Raw genomic sequence first — 17,521 nt, 5'->3', positions numbered from 1 at the left:
TGTTCCTGTGACGAGCAGTTCGAGCGTTACGGTGTCGGCGTCGCCCACCTCCAACGTGGAAGTGACGGCGGCACCTGAGCCGCCGCCTGTTCCTCAGCCCCAACCCATCACCTACGAGTGCGGTGACTTGGATCTGTATCAGTCAGGCACCGCCCTGTACTCAGACGGCACGACAGGGTACGAAGCCGAGTGCGATACATATGTCCCGCCGGCACCGCCTGAATTGAGATACTGCGATTACGGCGGCACCGCGGTCTTCACCGATGGGTCGTACGTGGTGAACGACCCGAGATGCGCGGCGACCGCGCCGGTACCCGATGCAGGGTATCCGTACAACGAATCCGAGGATCGAAACGGCGATGGCGTCGTGAATGGCTACGAGCGGTGCGGAGTGTTGTGCGGAGAAGAACCGACCAGCGGGGATATCCAAACCCAGTACGGCTGCGAGCAGGGCTATATCACTGGTCCACAGTGCGAATAGAACGACCCGTATTCGGCATTCGCCGTATTGCCAATGAGCCGTGCGGCATAGTGACCACCACTGTCCGTTGGCGTCGAAGGTGGAACCTCCGTGGGGAATGCAGTCAAGACCGGACGCGACGAGTGGGTCGTCGTCGATGTCGAGACCTCGGGTTTGAAGGCATCCCGTGATCGGGTGCTCAGCGTGGCCGCTATGACGGTCGACGAGGACGGACGCGTCGGACGCGAACTGTCGACACTGGTCAACCCGGGCTGCGATCCCGGTCCGGTGCACATCCACAAACTGACACCCGAACGGCTTGCCGGTGCACCGACGTTCGACATGATCGCCCCGCAGCTCATGGATCTGCTCGACGGTCGAACTTTGGTCGCGCACAACGCAAGTTTCGACCACGGCTTCCTGAAGCTCGAATCGATGCGTGCGGGCATCGACATGCCGACGAGGCAACGGTTGTGCACCGTGGCATTGTCGAGGCGACTACAACTCGACACTCCCAACCACAAGCTATCCACTTTGGCCGCGCACTGGAAAGTGCTGCAGTCCAATGCGCACGACGCCTACGACGATGCCCGCGTGCTGGCGCAGGTTTTCACTCACAGTGCTCGATTGGCCAGGTCGCTCGAACTTCCCCTTCCCGTCGTCACGTGCACCGAGCGACTGACGCTGTATCCGGACACTGTGCCTCGCACACATTGCACGTGGGAGAACCCCGGTTCTCTTGCTGGGGACGGCGGGCTGATTCAGGGCATGCGAGTCGTGATCAGCGGCGACACGCGCATTCCGCGGTTGCGTCTGGCCGCTCAGGTCACCGAAGCGGGCTTGGACGTGATGAACTCCGTCAGCCGATTCACCAGTGTGGTGGTGTGCTCGGATCCCACGACCGAAAGCAGAAAGGTCGAGCGAGCTCGGGCCCATGGACTTCGGATAATCTCGGAGTCCGAACTGCTCGACCTGCTACGGGATGTGCGACCAGGAACGCCCAAAGGTACTCGGCCGCAGGGCCAGCCGCAGCCAACCGTGCAGCAGCCCGATCCAGTCGCCAAGCCCTGGCAGACAAGAAGAGTCTTGGTCATGGGTGGTTCGCATGCCGATTCTGTGCTGATGCGTTCCCGCCTGATCCAACTCGGTGCGACACCGGCTGTGAATCTCAGCGCTGGCGTGACCGACATCCTGATTCTGGACGGCGGCGATGGAGATCCCCGGATGCCGAAAGTGAAAGAACGGGATCTCACGTTGCTGACGCCGGCGGCGATAGACCGTGAGCTGAAGATCGAGGTGCCTGCTCCGCTTCCAGCGCGGCGGTCCCGAATCGCCCCGCTGGTGCCACGTGGTGGTGTCGTCGATCTGGATCCAAGCCTCACCATGCTGACTTTGAACAGTTCGTGGCGGGCCGACAAGTCCGAGCGGGTAGGCGTCGACGTCGTCGCATTCCTGGTAAACGACGACGAGTTGGTCTCCAGTGACGAGGATTTCGTGTTCTACAACGCTCCGGCCACCTCGGACGGTGCCGTCTCGATGTCGATCGACGGTGACAGTGAGCAGGGTGTCCGGATCGATCTGGCACTCGTTCCCGAGGAATGCGCGCGCATCGTCATCGCCGCAGCCATAGACGGCGACAAGACGTTCGGCGACGTCGGTGCAGTCTCGGTATCGCTCGATGGAGTCGATTCGACGGTCGCCACAGCCGTGCTCGACGCAGCCACGACCGAACAGTCGATGCTGTTGGCCGAGATCTACCGGCGAGGGAGTGGATGGCGCTTTCGACCCATCGGCCAAGGTTATGACGACGGATTGGCTGAACTGGCCGTGAGGTACGGCGTGGAAGTCGACGAGTAGCCAAGAACAGGATCCTGTCACTGGTGACTTGGCTGGCATGAGCGTGAAGGCACCCAGAATCTTCCGGACTTGCCGACCCACAGTCGGTGACGTGTCCGGACCACAGACCGGCGCGTCGATTGCGAGGTTGTCATCCAGCCACCCGTGACGCGCGACGACTGACGAACAGCAGTACCACCGCACCGGCGGCGAGAACCGCTCCGATGGCAGGCAGAACCGACACACTGCTGCCACCGGACAACGCTATCGATCCGATCCAGGCACCCGCCGCGTTCGCGAGTTGGAACCCAGCGATGTTGACGGTGGCGGCGAGGTGGGGTGCTTCACTGGCCGCGCCGATCAATTTCGAGGCCAGTGGCGGGATGATCGAGAAGCCTGCCGCACCGAGAACGAACATCCACGCGAAGGCGAACCACGCTGTGCCGCCGAAGAGGAACAGGACAGCGAGTGCGCCGGCGAGTGCCGTCAACGCTGTGTAGAGCGTCGTGTCCAGTGCCTTGTCTGCGAAGTGCCCGCCGAGCAGGTTGCCGACGACGGAGCCGACGCCGAAGATGAACAGCACGATGGTGACGGTGGACGCGGAGATGCCGGCGTGATCGGTGAGGTACGGCGCGATGTAGGTGAACACCACGAACAGCGCGGCCTGGCTCAGCGCAGTGAGCCCGATCGCCCACAACACCGGACCTCGGGTGAAGACGCTCAGTTCCGAAGTGACACTGCCGGTCTGATGTGACGGTGCTGCGCGTCGGGTCGAGGCGATCAGAGCGGCGGTGACGAACAGTTGGAAGAGCGCGACGATGGCGAACGACCAGCGCCAGCCGAGTTGCGAGCCGATCAGCGTCCCCAGCGGAACGCCGAGGACGGTCGCGAGGTTGAGGCCGAGCGTCACGCGCGCGATCACTCGGCCCTGAAACTCCGGCTCCACCAACGACGTTGCCAACACCAGGCACAGCGCGAAGAACGTGGCGTGGGGGAGCGCGGTGATGACGCGGAATATCACCAGGGTCGCGAAGTTCGGGGCCAATGCGGTTCCGATGTTGCCGACGATGAACAAGGCCATCATTGCGCCGATGAGCGGTGTTCGGGGAACTCGGGTGGTGGCGATGGTGAGCAGTGGACCGCCGATGACGACCGTGACAGCATAGATCGTGATCAGCAGGCCCGCAGTCGAATTCCCGACGCCGACATCGGAGGAAATGTCCTGAAGGACTCCGGCGACGAGGTATTCGACGGTTCCCACTCCGAACACTGCGAGCAGCATCCAGGCAATGGCGGCGTTCGCGTTGACCGCGTGCGATGTGTTGCGTGTCTTGGTGACCATTCTCTACCCCTTCGTTCCATTGAGAACTGAACCTTCAGTCGAAGGCTAAGCGATTCGTTTAATGATCGCTACAGGAGTACGATGAATCACAGTTGCGAGAACGGATCGAGATGTGGAGGGCCGATGGCCGGCGTACGAGGACAGGGCCGCAAGTTCGATGTCGACTCAGCGCTGGATCAGGCGATGTTCGCCTTCTGGGAACACGGATACGAGGGCACCTCGGTCTCGATGCTCACCAGTGCGATGGGCATCAATCCGCCCAGTCTCTACAGTGCATTCGGCGGCAAGGAAGGGCTGTTCTTCGCCACGATCGAGCGATATCTCGCTACTCGAGGCGACTTCATGGAGCGTGCGTTCGCCGAGGAGCCCGACGCGGCCAAGCTGATCTCAAGGCTGCTGTACGACGCGGCCTTGCACTACACGGACGAGTCCTGTCCGGGCGGCTGTCTGATCATCAGCTCGGCCGTCGGTGTCACCGACGCCAATCGAAGCATCGCAGATCGATTGCGGGACATGCGCAATGCCAACATCGCCCTGCTTGCGGAACGCATTTCCGCGAACATCGCCGACGGCATCCTGCCTCCGTCATGGGAGCCCGTCGACGTCGCGGAATTCATCGGCGTGATCATTCAGGGCATGTCCCAGCGCGCCCGGGACGGGGCAACGCGGCGTCAACTCGAACGCGTTGCCGAAAGAACACTGGCCTCGTTGGGTCCGGTGCAGTCGATCGCAGGCTGATACGCCCGCGTCGCCCGATCGCTCCCATTCAGACGAGATGTGCAGAATATCGATCAACAGGGGACATGGCAGTTACGAACGCAGGGCCGGCGGCATCCAACTGGGCCATTCAGCCCGCCCTGCGAGGTTGCCGCGATCGAACCGGGCAATCGTGCGGAAATGGGCGTCGCGCCGATGAATTGTTGACCACGTTCAGCCTCGACGGCGGCATGGGCGTCACGGTCACGCAGGACGACGAATGCTCGACGGTCCGTATCCGATTGCTGCAGATCGGCTTTGGTCGGCTCCAGCAGCTCGATGTAGACGAAGCGTGCAGTAGAGGTCAGATTCCGCTCGCGAACGACTATCGCCGACGTCCTCGAAATCTCCTGCGGGGTCAGCGGTTCGAGGGGGTGAACTACAACGGGCGCAAAGGTATCGGTCATCGTGGCTCCTGCAGTGGGTAGTGGAGAAGTTCTGGCGGAACGCGGCGCGTGCGAAGGAAGACGACGACAGCGGCGAGCGTGAGTTCGACGACCGCGACGATCGAGGCCGCCGACACCTCGCTGACACTGTCGGTCACGACGGCCTGATGATGTCCCGTCGGACCGGATGCATGCGCAAGCAGCATCACCGCGCTCGCCGCCGCCATGACAACCCACGGGCGATTGTTCGTCGACCGCCACAGATCGGCAGCACACAGCAGGCACACCACGGCCATGGCGGCGACCACAACACCGATCGCGCTGCCGATCCCCATCCTCAGGTGGAGAACGGCCGAGGTCACCGCAAGTGCCGCTGCACAACGGTTGATCAACACTGTCGGTGGCTCCCTGTCGTCGCTGTCGGTTACGACGTTAGGGGTAGACCATTACTGGTATTCGTGAATCGTGTGAGACCCGTGTAACCCGGGTGGGCGCGAGATCACCCCACCCGGCCGCGCGAGACCTTCAGCGTCAGCGGCACGAAGATCGCCAGCAGCACAATCGAGGCGATGAAGGAGTACAGCATCGGATTCGAGGACGCCCAGGTCACCGGTTCGTTGATCAACGTCGACGGCGCGATGGGATTACCGAACGCCTCCCGGGTGGCGCGGGCCACCGAGGTCACCGGGTTCCATTGCGCGAATATCCGCAACGGCCCCGGCAGCGTCGCCGACGGGATGAAGGCCGACGAGATGAAGGTCAGCGGAAACACGATGATCATCAGAACGCTCTGAGCACTTTCGGCTGTGGCCGAGATCAATCCGACGACGGCACCCATCCACGACATCGCGAAACCGAAGAACACCAGCAACGCGATCGCTCCCAGAGCGGAACTCGGTGACCCGTTGATGCGCCATCCGACGACGAATCCAGCACCGATCATCACGGCGATGCTCACCACCGATACCAGCGCGTCGGTCAGAGTGCGCCCCAGCACGATCGCCAACCTCGACATCGGCAGCGAGTGGAATCGTTCGACGATTCCCTCACGACTGTCGGTGGCGAGCCCGATGGCGGTGAACCCGGCACTGAACACTACGGTCTGCGTGAAGATTCCGCCCATCAGGAACTGTCGGTATTCGCTTCCGCCGAGCGCGCCGCCGAGGACGTAGGAGAACAGCAGCACGAACATCAACGGCTGCACCGTCGCACCGAGCAGCAACTGCGGAACGCGCAGGATCACCAACAGGTTGCGCTGTGTCATCGTCGCGCAGTCGACGAGGAAGCTGCCGATTCCCTCGCGGCGAACGGGTCGCGCGGCCATCGTGGTCATCGATCGATCCTCTCGGCCGTCGGGGCACCCGTGTGATGACGGCCGGCATCCTCGTCACCGGTCAAGTCGAAGAAGACGTCGTCGAGATTCGGTGCGCTGACGTACGCATCGTGGACGTCGATGCCCGTCCCGTACAGACGGGACAGGATCAGCATCAGCGACCGCGAGCCGTACGGCGCGTCCGCGGCGAACCAACCCTCGCGGACGGTGGCGGGGTCGGTGCGAACGTTCATGCGAGACAACAACTCTGTCGCCACTCTCAGACTGTTGGGATTGAGGACCTGTACGTGTGCGCTCGGTACACGCAGACGGGACTTCAGTTGCGTCGGCGTGCCCTCGGCGACCACGCGGCCCTTGTCGAACACCACCACGTCGTCGGCCAACCGCTCGGCCTCGTCGAGGTACTGCGTCGTCAGCAGCACCGCGGTGCCGTCCCCGGTCAGTTCTTCGACCACATCCCAGAGCTCACCGCGACTGCGCGGATCGAGGCCGGTTGTCGGTTCGTCGAGAATCACCAACGGTGGCCGCGCCACCAAAGCACCGGCCAGGTCGAGACGTCGACGCATACCGCCCGAGTACGTCGATGCCGCACGTCCCGCAGCGTCCTCGAGGTGGAACATCGCCAGCAATTCCTTGGCTCGAGCACGGGCCCGCGACCCGCCGAGCCCGTAGAGACGACCGAGCATCCGCAGATTCTCGTAGCCCGTGAGTCGGCCGTCGACGGCGGCGTACTGCCCGGACAATCCGATCAGCCCGCGCACCGCCCGCGGATTCTCCGCCACGTCGATGCCTGCGACCGTCACCGATCCGCTCGTGGGAGCGCTGAGGGTCGCGATGATGCGCACCGCGGTGGTCTTGCCCGCGCCGTTGGGACCCAACACCGCGGTCACCGTCCCCGCGGGCACCACCAGGTCGACGCCACTGAGCGCCACGTGATTGCCCTTGCGCCCCACGTACTCCTTGACGAGGTTCCGTACCTCGACCACCGTCTCGCTCATCGTAACTGCCCCGATGCGGCTGCCGGAGTGCGTGACTCGATGCCGCGTGCCACCTCGGCCAGGGCCTTCGGGGTACCCATCTCGTTGTGGGTCGTCTGAACCGGATGATCTGCGATGGTCCCTCCGACGAATTGTCGCCATTCCCAGGGGGATCGAGGCACCCCGCGGTAGCGCGACGCGGAGAAGAACGTGAGGTCGCCGCCGAAGAACTCGGGCCGATGCTCGTAGCCGAGGCGAACGAACAGACGGTACCGGTCGTACAGGCGTCGAATCTGATCGTCGTCGAGCAACGTTGCCGCACCGCCTTGCCTGCGCACCAGGGCGATGGCGTCGTCGAGAGTCAGATCGTCCTCGACCTCGAACTCGCCCACGAACTCGCGCAGCAGGTCCGCCACCGACATCTCCTGCCTCCGTGCCGTCTCCTCGCACAGCGGATACGCGTCGAGAACGATCAGTTCCACTGCCTCGCCCTGCTTCTCGAACTCGACGGCCATCGCCTGCGCGATGAGCCCGCCGAGCGACCAGCCCGCGAGTCGGTACGGCCCCTCGGGGAACTCCGTGCGGATCGCGTTGACGTAGTCGCGCGCCATCTCCTTCACCGATTCCGGTTCCGGTGCGGTGGTCACGATTCCACGTGCCTGAATTCCGACGACGGGAGTATCGGCATCCAGATACGGAAGAATCCCGGTGTAGCTCCACACCAACCCGATGGCCGGATGGATGCAGAACAGTGGTGCCCGATCGGACGATCCTCCGCGCAGCGGTATCAGGACGTCGAACGGAGACCGCGCACGCAGAGTCACCGGAGCCGTCTGGGTGGTGACACCGCCGTGTCCCAGCGCATCGAGTCGGGCTGCGATCGCGTCAGGCGTCGCGACGTCGAAGAACCACGTCACGTCCACTCGGTCTCGATCGGAATCGGCCACCTGTCCACGCAGGGTATCCATCACCATCACTGCGGCAAGGGAATTGCCACCGAGGGCGAAGAAATCGGAGTCCGTGTCGACGGTGGCGACATCGACCGCAAGCACGGCTGCGAAAGCAGATCGCACCGAATCGACCGTCGAACCAGTGGGGCGAACGACGGTCACCGTGACCGGTCCCGCAGCGAGCGCGACCCGATCGACCTTTCCGTGTGAGGTGAGGGGAAGCCTGTCGTGCAGCACTATTCGCGCGGGCACCAGATGTCGGGGGAGTACCTCGGACATACCCGCACGAAGGTGATCGACATCGACGACGTCCGTGGTGCTCACGTGCGCGACGAGCGACGAGCCGGTCGCGGACTCCTCGACGAGCACCACCGCGGACTGCACCGACGGGTTCGCCGACAGCACGGCCTCGACCTCGGCCGGCTCGACCCGAACTCCGCGAATCTTGGTCTGCGAGTCCGACCGTCCGAGAATCCGCAGCTGAGTACCATCCGCTGTTGCGACGGAGCGAACGAGGTCACCGGTTCGGTAGAGCCGGGAGCCCGCATCGCCGTAGGGGTTCGCGACGAAACGAGTCGCCGTCAATGCCGGCCGATCGAGATAGCCCCGAGCCAGGCCTGCACCGGCGATATAGAGCTCGCCCATGTTCGGTCCGTCCACCCTGCGCAGGTCGGAATCGAGGATCAGCGTCGACGTGCCCGGTACCGCGGACCCGATGTGCGGTGCCACCGCCGCCTTCTGCAGACCCATCGTTGCCGCGACCGTCGACTCGCTCGGGCCGTACGCGTTGACGAAGCGGCGGCCCTCGGACCAGGTGTCCAGCAGAGCTGCAGACAGCGCCTCGCCTCCGGTGCCGATCGTGGTGACCGACAGCAGTGCATCGGGCGAGAGTGTCCCCAGTGCGGCCGGGGTGATGAAGATCGTGTCGACCCGTTCGCGTCGAATCAGGTTGCCGAGTTGGGTTCCCGCGAAGGTCGACGACGGTGCGACCACACAGGTCGAGCCGCGAACGACGACCAACAGCATCTCCAGAATCGCTGCATCGAATCCCGGAGACGCCACGTGCAGAACCCGGGACCGGGGACCGGTGTCGAACTCCAGCCCCAGCGACACCGCGAATCGCTCGAGCCCGCGATGAGTGACTGCGACCGGCTTCGGCCGACCCGTCGTTCCCGAGGTGTAGACGACGTAGGCGCTGTCGTCGGGATGCGGCCGTGGTGCAGGCTTAGTCCGGTCAACCGGCTCGACGTCCCGAATCGATCTCCACGTCATGCTCTCGCGCGGTAGGTCGGCGTCCGGGTCGTCGCACAGACCCAGGATCGGAGCCGAATCCTCCAAGATGTAGCGCAACCGCTCGCTCGGGTACGAGGGGTCGAGCGGCAGGACGGCCGCACCGGTTCGCGCGATCGCCCAGAACGCCGTGACCGAGGCCAGGGAACGCTGCGCGGCGAGGGCGACACAGGTTCCCGGCCCCGCACCGGCCCCACGAAGCGAATCGGCCAGGGTGGCAACGGCATCGTCCAACTCGCGGTAGCTCAGCGAACCGTCCGCCGCAGCGACTGCCACCGCATTCGGATCGAGTGAGACGGCCGCGTCGAACAGCGCGCCGAGTGTGGGAGGAGAAAGAACGATCTCCGACGCGTCGAGCAGATCACCGACGGTGCTCGACGGCTCTGCGGCAGCTCGATCGAGTAGTTCGACCAATCGTTGCCCCAGATGACGAACGGTGCTGGGAAGGAACAGGTCTCGTGCGTAGGTGATGCGCACGTCGGCGCTGCCGTCGTGTCCGGGGCGGACGGACACCACGAGATCGAACGCCGAGGTGGTGATCGGGCCGTCGATCGTGGCGATGGTTCGGTCGCCGGTATCGATCGTCAGCGGCGGTGAATCCTGCACGGCGAGCACGATTTGAACGACGGGATTGCGGGCGGGGTGACGCGGTTGTCCGAGCGCGGACACGACCTCGTCGAACGGGATCATCGCGTGCTCGAACGCGTCGAGGTCGGTGTCGCGTACCTCGGCCAGCGCCTCCGCGAACGACGCGGACCGTGCGAAGCCGGTGCGCAGTGCGAGCGTGTTGACCGCCATGCCCACCATCGAGTCGAGAGCCGTACCACCGCGTCCCGAGTGCGGTGTACCGATCACGACGTCCGTGGTGCTGCCGGCCGAAGTTCCGACGAATGCGAGCGCGGCGAGCGCGGTGTGTACCACCATGAATTCCGACGACCGGTGGGTTCGGGCGAGGCTGCTCACCCGGGCACGTACCTCGGCGGACATCGACACCGTGATGGTGGCCGCCCGTCCGGTGGGTGCACTCGGCCGCGACATGTCCAACGGGAGTGCGTGTTCGACGGGTGCGTCGCGCAGCGTCTTCGTCCAGTAGTCGAGGCCGGTTGCTCGCGCTCCGTCGGTCATCGCCGACTCGAGTGCGAGCTGGTACTCGGCGTACTGCAGTGGCAGGCTCGGCCACATCGGGATGTTGCCACTCTCACGAGTGGTGTACGCGAACAACAGATCAGCAGACAGCGGGGCGATCGATTCACCGTCCGCGGCGATGTGGTGCACGACCAGGACCACCACGTGCTCGTCGTCCCCGGTCCGCGCCACCGTGGCTCGGACCGGAAGTTCGATCGACAGATCGAAGCGGTGCGCACCGGCCTGGGCCAGAAGATCGGTGATCGAGCCGCTTTCGCGCGAGTCCGCGATGCTCACCTCGACTCGTCGCTGCGGCCAGACCCGCTGCACCGGTCCCGTCGGCGTGGTCGGGAACGTGGTCCGCAACGACTCGTGGCGCTGCACCACATCGTTCAGTGCCTCTTCCAGCACATGGGGGTCGAAGGCACCGGTGACGCGGAGGCCGCCCACGATGTTGTATGCCGTTGCCGTCGAGGCGATTCGGCTCGTGATCCACATGGCCTGCTGCTGGGGTGAGAGCGGGATCGAGGGTCCCCTTGTGGAGCGAACGCTCTCGATCAGTTCGGTGGTGAGCCAGTGTGATCGTTGTATCGAGTTCTCGGGGCCCTCTCGTGCCGTGTCGAGGTGCGCGGCAAGCTCGGCGACCGTTGGGTTGTCGAAGATCGCCCGAACCGGGACGTGGTGATTCAGGCTCTCACCGATCCGGGTGGCGTATCGCGTCGCGGACAGCGACGTGCCGCCGAGGGCGAAGAAGTCGGCCGAGGTTCCCACCGATGGTACGTCGACGATCTCGGACAGAATCTGCAGCAGAGTCGATTCGAGTTCTGTTTGCGGCTCGTCGCCGACGGCAGTGACATCGAACGACGGTGCAGGCAAGGCGGATCGGTCCAATTTGCCGACCGGGGTGAGCGGGATGGCGTCGAGGACCACGATCCGGGCGGGCACCATGTGTCGTGGCAGCCGCTCGCGGACGATCCGCGTCACGTCACCGACGTCGACGGTGTCCTCACCGTGCACGTAGGACACGAGCACGGTCTCTCCGGACGGGGAGGTGGCCGTCGTCGTCACGGCGAGATCGACCCCGGGTATCGCACCGAGAACGCCGTCGATCTCGCCCAATTCGATTCGCAGACCGCGGATCTTGACCTGGAAGTCGCTGCGGCCGACGATCTTGACCGTCGGGTCGTGTGCGCCGTCGACGTACGCGAGATCTCCCGTGCGGTACATCCGTGACCCGGGAGGGCCGAATGGATCAGCGACGAATCGGGTGGCCGTCAGCGCGGGACGGTCGACATATCCGCGCGCGAGTTGTCCACCGGACAGGTGCAATTCACCGGTGACGCCGCTCGGCACCGCAGACAGCCGGGTGTCGAGAACGGTCGCGCGGACTCCGGCGACCGGCATCCCGATGGATACGTCCCGGGTCGGGTCGAGAACCGGGAGATGGGTGGAGATGGTGGATTCGGTCGGCCCGTAGACGTTGACGATGCGACGGCCGGCCGCTGCAACTGCGAGCAACTCCGGCCCGAAGTTCTCGCCTCCGATGCCGATCGTGGTCATCGACGACAGATCCGGTCCGGTGAGGTCGAGGGTCGCCAGCACCGACGGAGTCAGGAAACAATGCGTCACCTGATGAACGGCGATCACCGCTTCGAGTTCTTCCGCACCGACGATGTCGGCCGGAGCGACCGCCAACGTGCCGCCCGAGCGAATCGCGAGCGCGATCTCGAGCATCGACGCATCGAAACTCGGTGAGGCGAAGGCCAATACGCGAGAACTCGAGTCGGCCCCGAACGCGCGTACCAGCTCGGCCCCGGCATCGGAGTAGGCCTGCCGGGAGATTTCGACGCCCTTCGGAGTGCCGGTGGTTCCCGAGGTGTAGATGACGTACGCCGCATTGACTGCAGACACCTCCGGGGCGTCCCGGCCGTACGTCCCGGCCTGAGCGAACAGCGAGTCCAGCGACAGCCAGAAGTCGTTCGATCCGTCCGTGCGCAGGTGCGTGAGACCGACGACGGCGCGGCTGTCGCGCACCATGAACTCGCGGCGATCCTCCGGGTAGGCGGGATCCACGGGAACGTACACGCCGCCGGAGCGAGCGACGGCGAGCACGCACAGCACAGCTTCCATGGAGCGAGGCAACATTCCGACGACCCTCGTCTCGGCTCGCACACCCCGACTGCGAAGGTTGGCGGCCCCGCGAGTGACCAGTGCGTCGAGATCGCCGTACGTCATGGATCGCTCGTCCTCCACCAGTGCCACGGCGGTCGGCGAACGCCGCGCGCAGTCTCGCAGTGCGCGGTCGATGCTGACGCCCCGTGGATCGGCTCGACCGCTGATCATCGGCAACAGCCGCGCGCGTTCGCATGGAACCAGTACGTCGATCCGGTGGATCGGACGGTCGGGTTCGGCGGCCATCTGGGCGAGTACCGACGTCAGGCGCTGCAGTAGTGCGTCGGCGGTGGGCTCGTCGTAGAGGTCCCGTGCGTAGGTCAGCACGATCGTCGTCTCGTCGGGGCGGGAGGCCGATCGGGCGAGCACCACTTCGAGGTCGTACTTGGTGACGGGTAGGTCGATGCCGTACGCGCTCACGGTTCCGCCGCCGATCTCCATGTCGACATCGGGGGTGACGCGGTCGGTCAACATCACCTGGAACAGCGGGTGGCGACCGGGGAGGCGTACCGGGTCCAGATGTTCGACGAGGGAGTCGAAGGGCATGTGTCCCCGAGAGAGTGCCTCGATGTCAACGCCTCGGACCGCGAGCACGTGCTCGCGCACGGAATGGCTCGGCGTGACCTCGGTGCGCAGGACCACCGAATTGACGAACATTCCGACCACGCGGTCGAGGTCGGGATGCCCGCGCCCCGCCACAGCGGTACCGATCACCACATCGTCGCCGACGCCCGAACGGGACATCAGCAGCGCCAACGCGGCGTGCACGACCATGAACTCCGTCGATCCGGTGCCTGCGGCCAGGCGATCGATGGCAGCCTTCGCGTCGGGGCTCAGCACGGTGGAGACTGCCCCGCCGAGGCCGGTCGGCGTACTGGGACGGGCGCGCATGGTGCCCGGTGGCCGGGTGTCGGGAAGGCCCGCGAGAGTATCGGACCACCACGTCCGGAGAGCACTCAGTGTCGAACCGGTGTCGGTGGCCTCGCCCAACTGGGCACTCTGCCAGGCGACAGCATCGGCGTACTGCACGGACAGTGGATTCCACTGCGGCGCAGTGTCTTCCAATCTCGCTCGGTAGGCCTCACCGATGTCGGCAGCCAAGACGCCGAGAGACCAGCCGTCGACGCAGATGTGGTGCAGGACGATCGCGACGACGTGTTCGTCGCGGTCCGGTAGCGAGATCACTCGTCCACGAAGCGGCAGATCGTGTTCGAGATCGAACGGGCGCGCGGCGATCTCGGACAGGGAGTGGAGCAGTGCTGTGTCATCGACATCAGCGCCGTCGATCGTCACGGCATCGAACGGCAGCGGATTCTCGGTGCTCGGGGCGTCGAGAACCAGCTGCAGCGGCACATCTTCGGATGGGTCGATGCGGAAAACGGTGCGCAAGCTCTCGTGGCGCCGGACGACGTCGTCGAGTGCCCGCCGAATGGCAGGGATGTCGAGCTCGCCTCGGACTCGAAGAGCGAGCGGAATATGGTACGCGGCCGACGGCTGGTAGCGCTCGATCCACCACATGCTGCGCTGCGAGGGCGAGGCGGGCAACGGTTGTGTACGCGAAACAGCAACCGGCGCACTCGATCTGCCGTCGTCCGTGAGATCGACGACGACGGCGGCCAGTCGCTCGACCGTCGAATGCAGAAAGACCTCGCGTACGCCGACGCGGTATCGGCCATCGGCGGCGAGTCGAGCAGCGACGACGGTCGCGAGCAACGAGTTGCCGCCGAGGGCGAAGAAGTCGTCCGTGGCCGACACCGACGGCACGTCGAGTACCTCCGAGAACACCTGGGCGACAATGATTTCCTGCGGCGAGTCAGGCTCGCGCCGATCGGCCACGACCTGGTCGACGGGCTCGGGAAGCAGGCGGCGATCGACCTTGCCGTTGGCGTTCAACTCGAACGCATCGAGCACGTTCACGCGGTGGGGCACCATGTACGCGGGGAGAACACCGACGAGCGAGGCGGTCACCTCGTCGGGGTCGAGCACCGCATCGTTCTCGGCGACGACATAGCCCACGAGGGTGCGGGCGACCCCGTCGCCGTGCGCGACCACGACGGCGTCACGGACCTGTGGGTGGGCGCGAAGTGCCTCCTCGATCTCACCGAGCTCGATCCGGAATCCGCGCACCTTGACCTGATGGTCGCGACGGCCGATGTAGGTGAGTTCGCCTGTGGCGGTCCATCTGACGAGATCGCCGGTTCGGTAGAGCCGGCCCCCTCCGAAGGGATCGGCCACGAATCGGCTCACCGTCAGACCGCGTCGATCGTGGTAGCCACGCGCCACCCCGGTCCCGCCGATGTAGAGCTCGCCCACGCATCCCGGGGGAGTCGGGTCGAGTCGGCTGTCCAACACATAGGCCCGAATACCGGCGATAGGACGCCCGAGCGCAACTTTCTTTCCTGCCTCGAGCGGGCCGAGGGTGACGGCGACCGTGGTCTCGGTGGGGCCGTAGACGTCGACCATCCGCCGTCCAGGAGCCCAGTCGTCGACCAGCGCGGCCGGCACGGCGTCGCCGCCGACTCCGATCGAGACAAGTGTCGACCCGGCGGCGGGGGAGACCGTCGCCAGCGCGGACGGCGTGATGAACCCGGCGTCGATGCAGTGCTCGGTGAGCAGCGCCCCGAGTTCGTCGCCGCCGTAGACCCCGGTGGGCAGTACCACGAGGGTTCCGCCGGCACCGAAGGCCAGGAACATCTCGAGCACGGAGGCGTCGAATCCCGGTGACACGAAGTGCATCACCCGTGACCCGACGACCGTGGCGTGGGCCGCGATGGCCGCGTCGGCGATGGGGCCGATACCGCGATGGGTGACGGCAACGCCCTTGGGGACGCCGGTGCTGCCGGATGTGTAGATCACGTACGCGAGATGATCGAGAGTGAGCGGGGCGAGGCGGTCGGCGTCGGTGATCGCACCGTCGGTGAATCCACGTGCGGGATCGTCCTCGACGAGGATCCAGTCGATCTCGGACGGCAGTCGGCCGTGCATGTCTCGCGTCGTCACACCGACGCGCGCGCCACAGTCCGCCAGCGTGCGCTCGATGCGATCGAGTGGATGTGCAGGATCGATCGGTACGTACGCACCGCCTGCCTTGGTGACGGCCCACACCATGGTCACGGATCTGTGCGAGCGTGGGAGTACCACGGCCACAGGCACGTCCGGGCCGACCCCCATCGAGATCAGCTGGCGTGCGAACGCATTCGAGCGACGGTCGAGCTCGCGGTACTCGACCACGGTGTCACCATCGACGACCGCGGGACGATCCGCCGCACGACGCACACCGCGGCCGAAGATTTCCGGCAGGGTTGCCAGAGCAGCAGGCGCACCGCCGCTCCACTCGTCAAGCAGGAGTCGACGATCCGAGTCGGTGAGCACGCCGATGGAGTCGATCGGGCAGTCGGGTTGCCGGGTTGCGAACTCGTGCAGGAATCGAGCGAAACGCGCACTGTGCATTTCGATGTCGGCGAGCTCGTACGTGGCAGGGTTGCCCTCGATGTCGACGCGCATCTGCCCGTTGTCGGAATTCGTGTGCAGGGTGACGGCCATGTCTGCCGTCGGACCGGAGGTCAACAGGTCCAGCCGCGCGTCCAGGTCGCCCAGCCGAATTCGGTCACCGAACAGCATCGGGTTGATGGTCGGCCCCAGGGTTGCCCCCGAGGCCCGCAGGTCTCCGGCGATCTCCGCCGCGGGGAGCAGCTGGTGCCGGAGAGCACCTCCGATGCGATGGCCGATGTTCTCGATCAGATCGGCGATGGTGGTCGTCGATTCGACTCGGGCTCCGATGGGAACGGCGTTCGCCGTCATGGATGCGGAGGATCTCGCCCAGGCGGTGACGCGGGCAGCCATCGGAAGGGTGAGAACGACGTCGGCGGTGTCGGTGGCGCGGGCGAGGTATGCGGCGAAAGCCGCGACCACCAGAGCGGCGACGGTGGTCTTGTACGTTCCGGCGGCACTGGCGAGGGCTTGGTCGGTCTGCAGGTCCAGCGTCCTGTTGCACCGATGATTGAACGACGACGGTTCGGCCGTGCGGCCGGAGAACGACACGGGTTCCGGGAGTTCTGCCGCCACTGCCGCCCAGTACGCACGGTCCTTCTCGATTCGTGCCGACGCCCGATACGCCGCCTCGGCCTCGACGAATGCGCGCGGGTGCCTCGCCTTGCGCGGCGGTGGAATCTCGCCGCGTTCGAGTGCCGAGTAGACCTCGCCGGTACGGACGGCGACCACTGCCGAACCGAATCCGTCGATCACGGTGTGGTGTGCTCGTGCGTACCAGAAGTACCGTAGGTGACCGACTTTCAGGACCGCCGACCTGGACAGTGGTGTCGAGTACAGGTCGATCCGAGCGGTGAACTCCGCGTTCATCCATTCGCGTGCGGCCGCGATCGGGTCGGGAGATCCGGTGAGGTCGTGGTACTCGAGTTCGGTGGGCAGAATCGCTGCGTCGACGAACTGACGCACGGTCTGCGGACCATCTCGGCCGTCGCCGGGGGCGAGGAGCCGGGTCAACAGTGAACCCGTTTCGGCGGCGGTGATGCGCACCGAGTCGACGAGGAGATCGAAATTCAGGTCACCACGGACGTCCATGTAGTGCGCAACGCTGTGGGCGGCATGCGGATGCAACTGCTGTGCCAGCCACATCGCGTACTGCGAGGACGTCAACTCGAACGGATCTTCGTAGTCGTCGTCCAACGTCACGAACCCGAGTACCTGATTTGAATCGGTCACCATTACCCCCGCGCAACTGTGCGCCCCGTCGTATCCCACTTGCTCGGAACCCCGATGGAACGGTAGCAAACTCCGCGAAGGTTGGAACGGCTCTTTACGTACCTACGTACAGTGAAACTGGTCTATTGCTGAACTCGAGGTTTGTTTAGCGAGTCTCGGCAAATATCCTGTG

General features: G+C 65.2%; 8 protein-coding genes. 2 read left to right on the top strand and 6 right to left on the bottom strand.

Annotated elements, in window-relative coordinates; translation table 11 throughout:
• The first annotated feature begins 571 nt into the window (after nt 1-571).
• On the top strand, nt 572-2,317 hold the full coding sequence (locus tag CH302_RS04135) for a TerD family protein (protein WP_037190936.1): 1,746 nt from the start codon (nt 572-574) through the stop codon (nt 2,315-2,317).
• Nucleotides 2,318-2,447: 130 nt separating this feature from the next.
• Here the strand turns inward: CH302_RS04135 and CH302_RS04130 are convergent, their stop codons facing one another.
• Entirely contained in the window at nt 2,448-3,638 is a 1,191-nt protein-coding gene (locus CH302_RS04130; RefSeq protein WP_037190938.1) for an MFS transporter, read from the bottom strand.
• Between the two features lie 123 nt (nt 3,639-3,761).
• Between CH302_RS04130 and CH302_RS04125 the strand changes: the two genes are divergently transcribed.
• The gene (locus tag CH302_RS04125; protein ID WP_037190940.1) at nt 3,762-4,376 is read left to right on the top strand and encodes a TetR/AcrR family transcriptional regulator; all 615 of its coding nucleotides are present in this window, start codon (nt 3,762-3,764) and stop codon (nt 4,374-4,376) included.
• A 53-nt stretch (nt 4,377-4,429) separates the two neighbouring features.
• Here CH302_RS04125 and CH302_RS04120 read toward each other — a convergent pair whose 3' ends face one another.
• From CH302_RS04120 to CH302_RS04100, 5 genes are all read right to left on the bottom strand, one after another.
• Nucleotides 4,430-4,801 carry a hypothetical protein gene (locus CH302_RS04120; RefSeq protein WP_082323673.1) on the bottom strand — a complete coding sequence of 124 codons (372 nt, stop codon included), beginning with the start codon at nt 4,799-4,801 and terminating at the stop codon, nt 4,430-4,432.
• Entirely contained in the window at nt 4,798-5,175 is a 378-nt protein-coding gene (locus CH302_RS04115; protein WP_052047695.1) for a hypothetical protein, read from the bottom strand. The genes CH302_RS04120 and CH302_RS04115 overlap by 4 nt, the downstream gene beginning before the upstream one ends.
• Before the next feature lie 104 nt (nt 5,176-5,279).
• Complete coding sequence (locus CH302_RS04110) at nt 5,280-6,113, bottom strand: ABC transporter permease (protein WP_037190944.1); 834 nt, start codon at nt 6,111-6,113, stop codon at nt 5,280-5,282.
• Nucleotides 6,110-7,111: an ABC transporter ATP-binding protein gene (locus tag CH302_RS04105; protein WP_052047696.1), complete on the bottom strand. Its 1,002-nt coding sequence runs from the start codon at nt 7,109-7,111 to the stop codon at nt 6,110-6,112. Before CH302_RS04105 ends, CH302_RS04110 begins: the two co-directional genes overlap by 4 nt.
• Nucleotides 7,108-17,349, bottom strand: coding sequence for a non-ribosomal peptide synthetase (locus CH302_RS04100; protein WP_176460635.1), 10,242 nt, complete (start codon nt 17,347-17,349; stop codon nt 7,108-7,110). Before CH302_RS04100 ends, CH302_RS04105 begins: the two co-directional genes overlap by 4 nt.
• Nucleotides 17,350-17,521 lie beyond the last annotated feature (172 nt).

The organism is Rhodococcus sp. 15-2388-1-1a (assembly GCF_002259145.1).
Lineage (GTDB): Bacteria > Actinomycetota > Actinomycetes > Mycobacteriales > Mycobacteriaceae > Rhodococcoides.
Note: the sequence above shows the minus strand (reverse complement) of the source record. Positions and strands in the feature narration are given on the sequence as shown.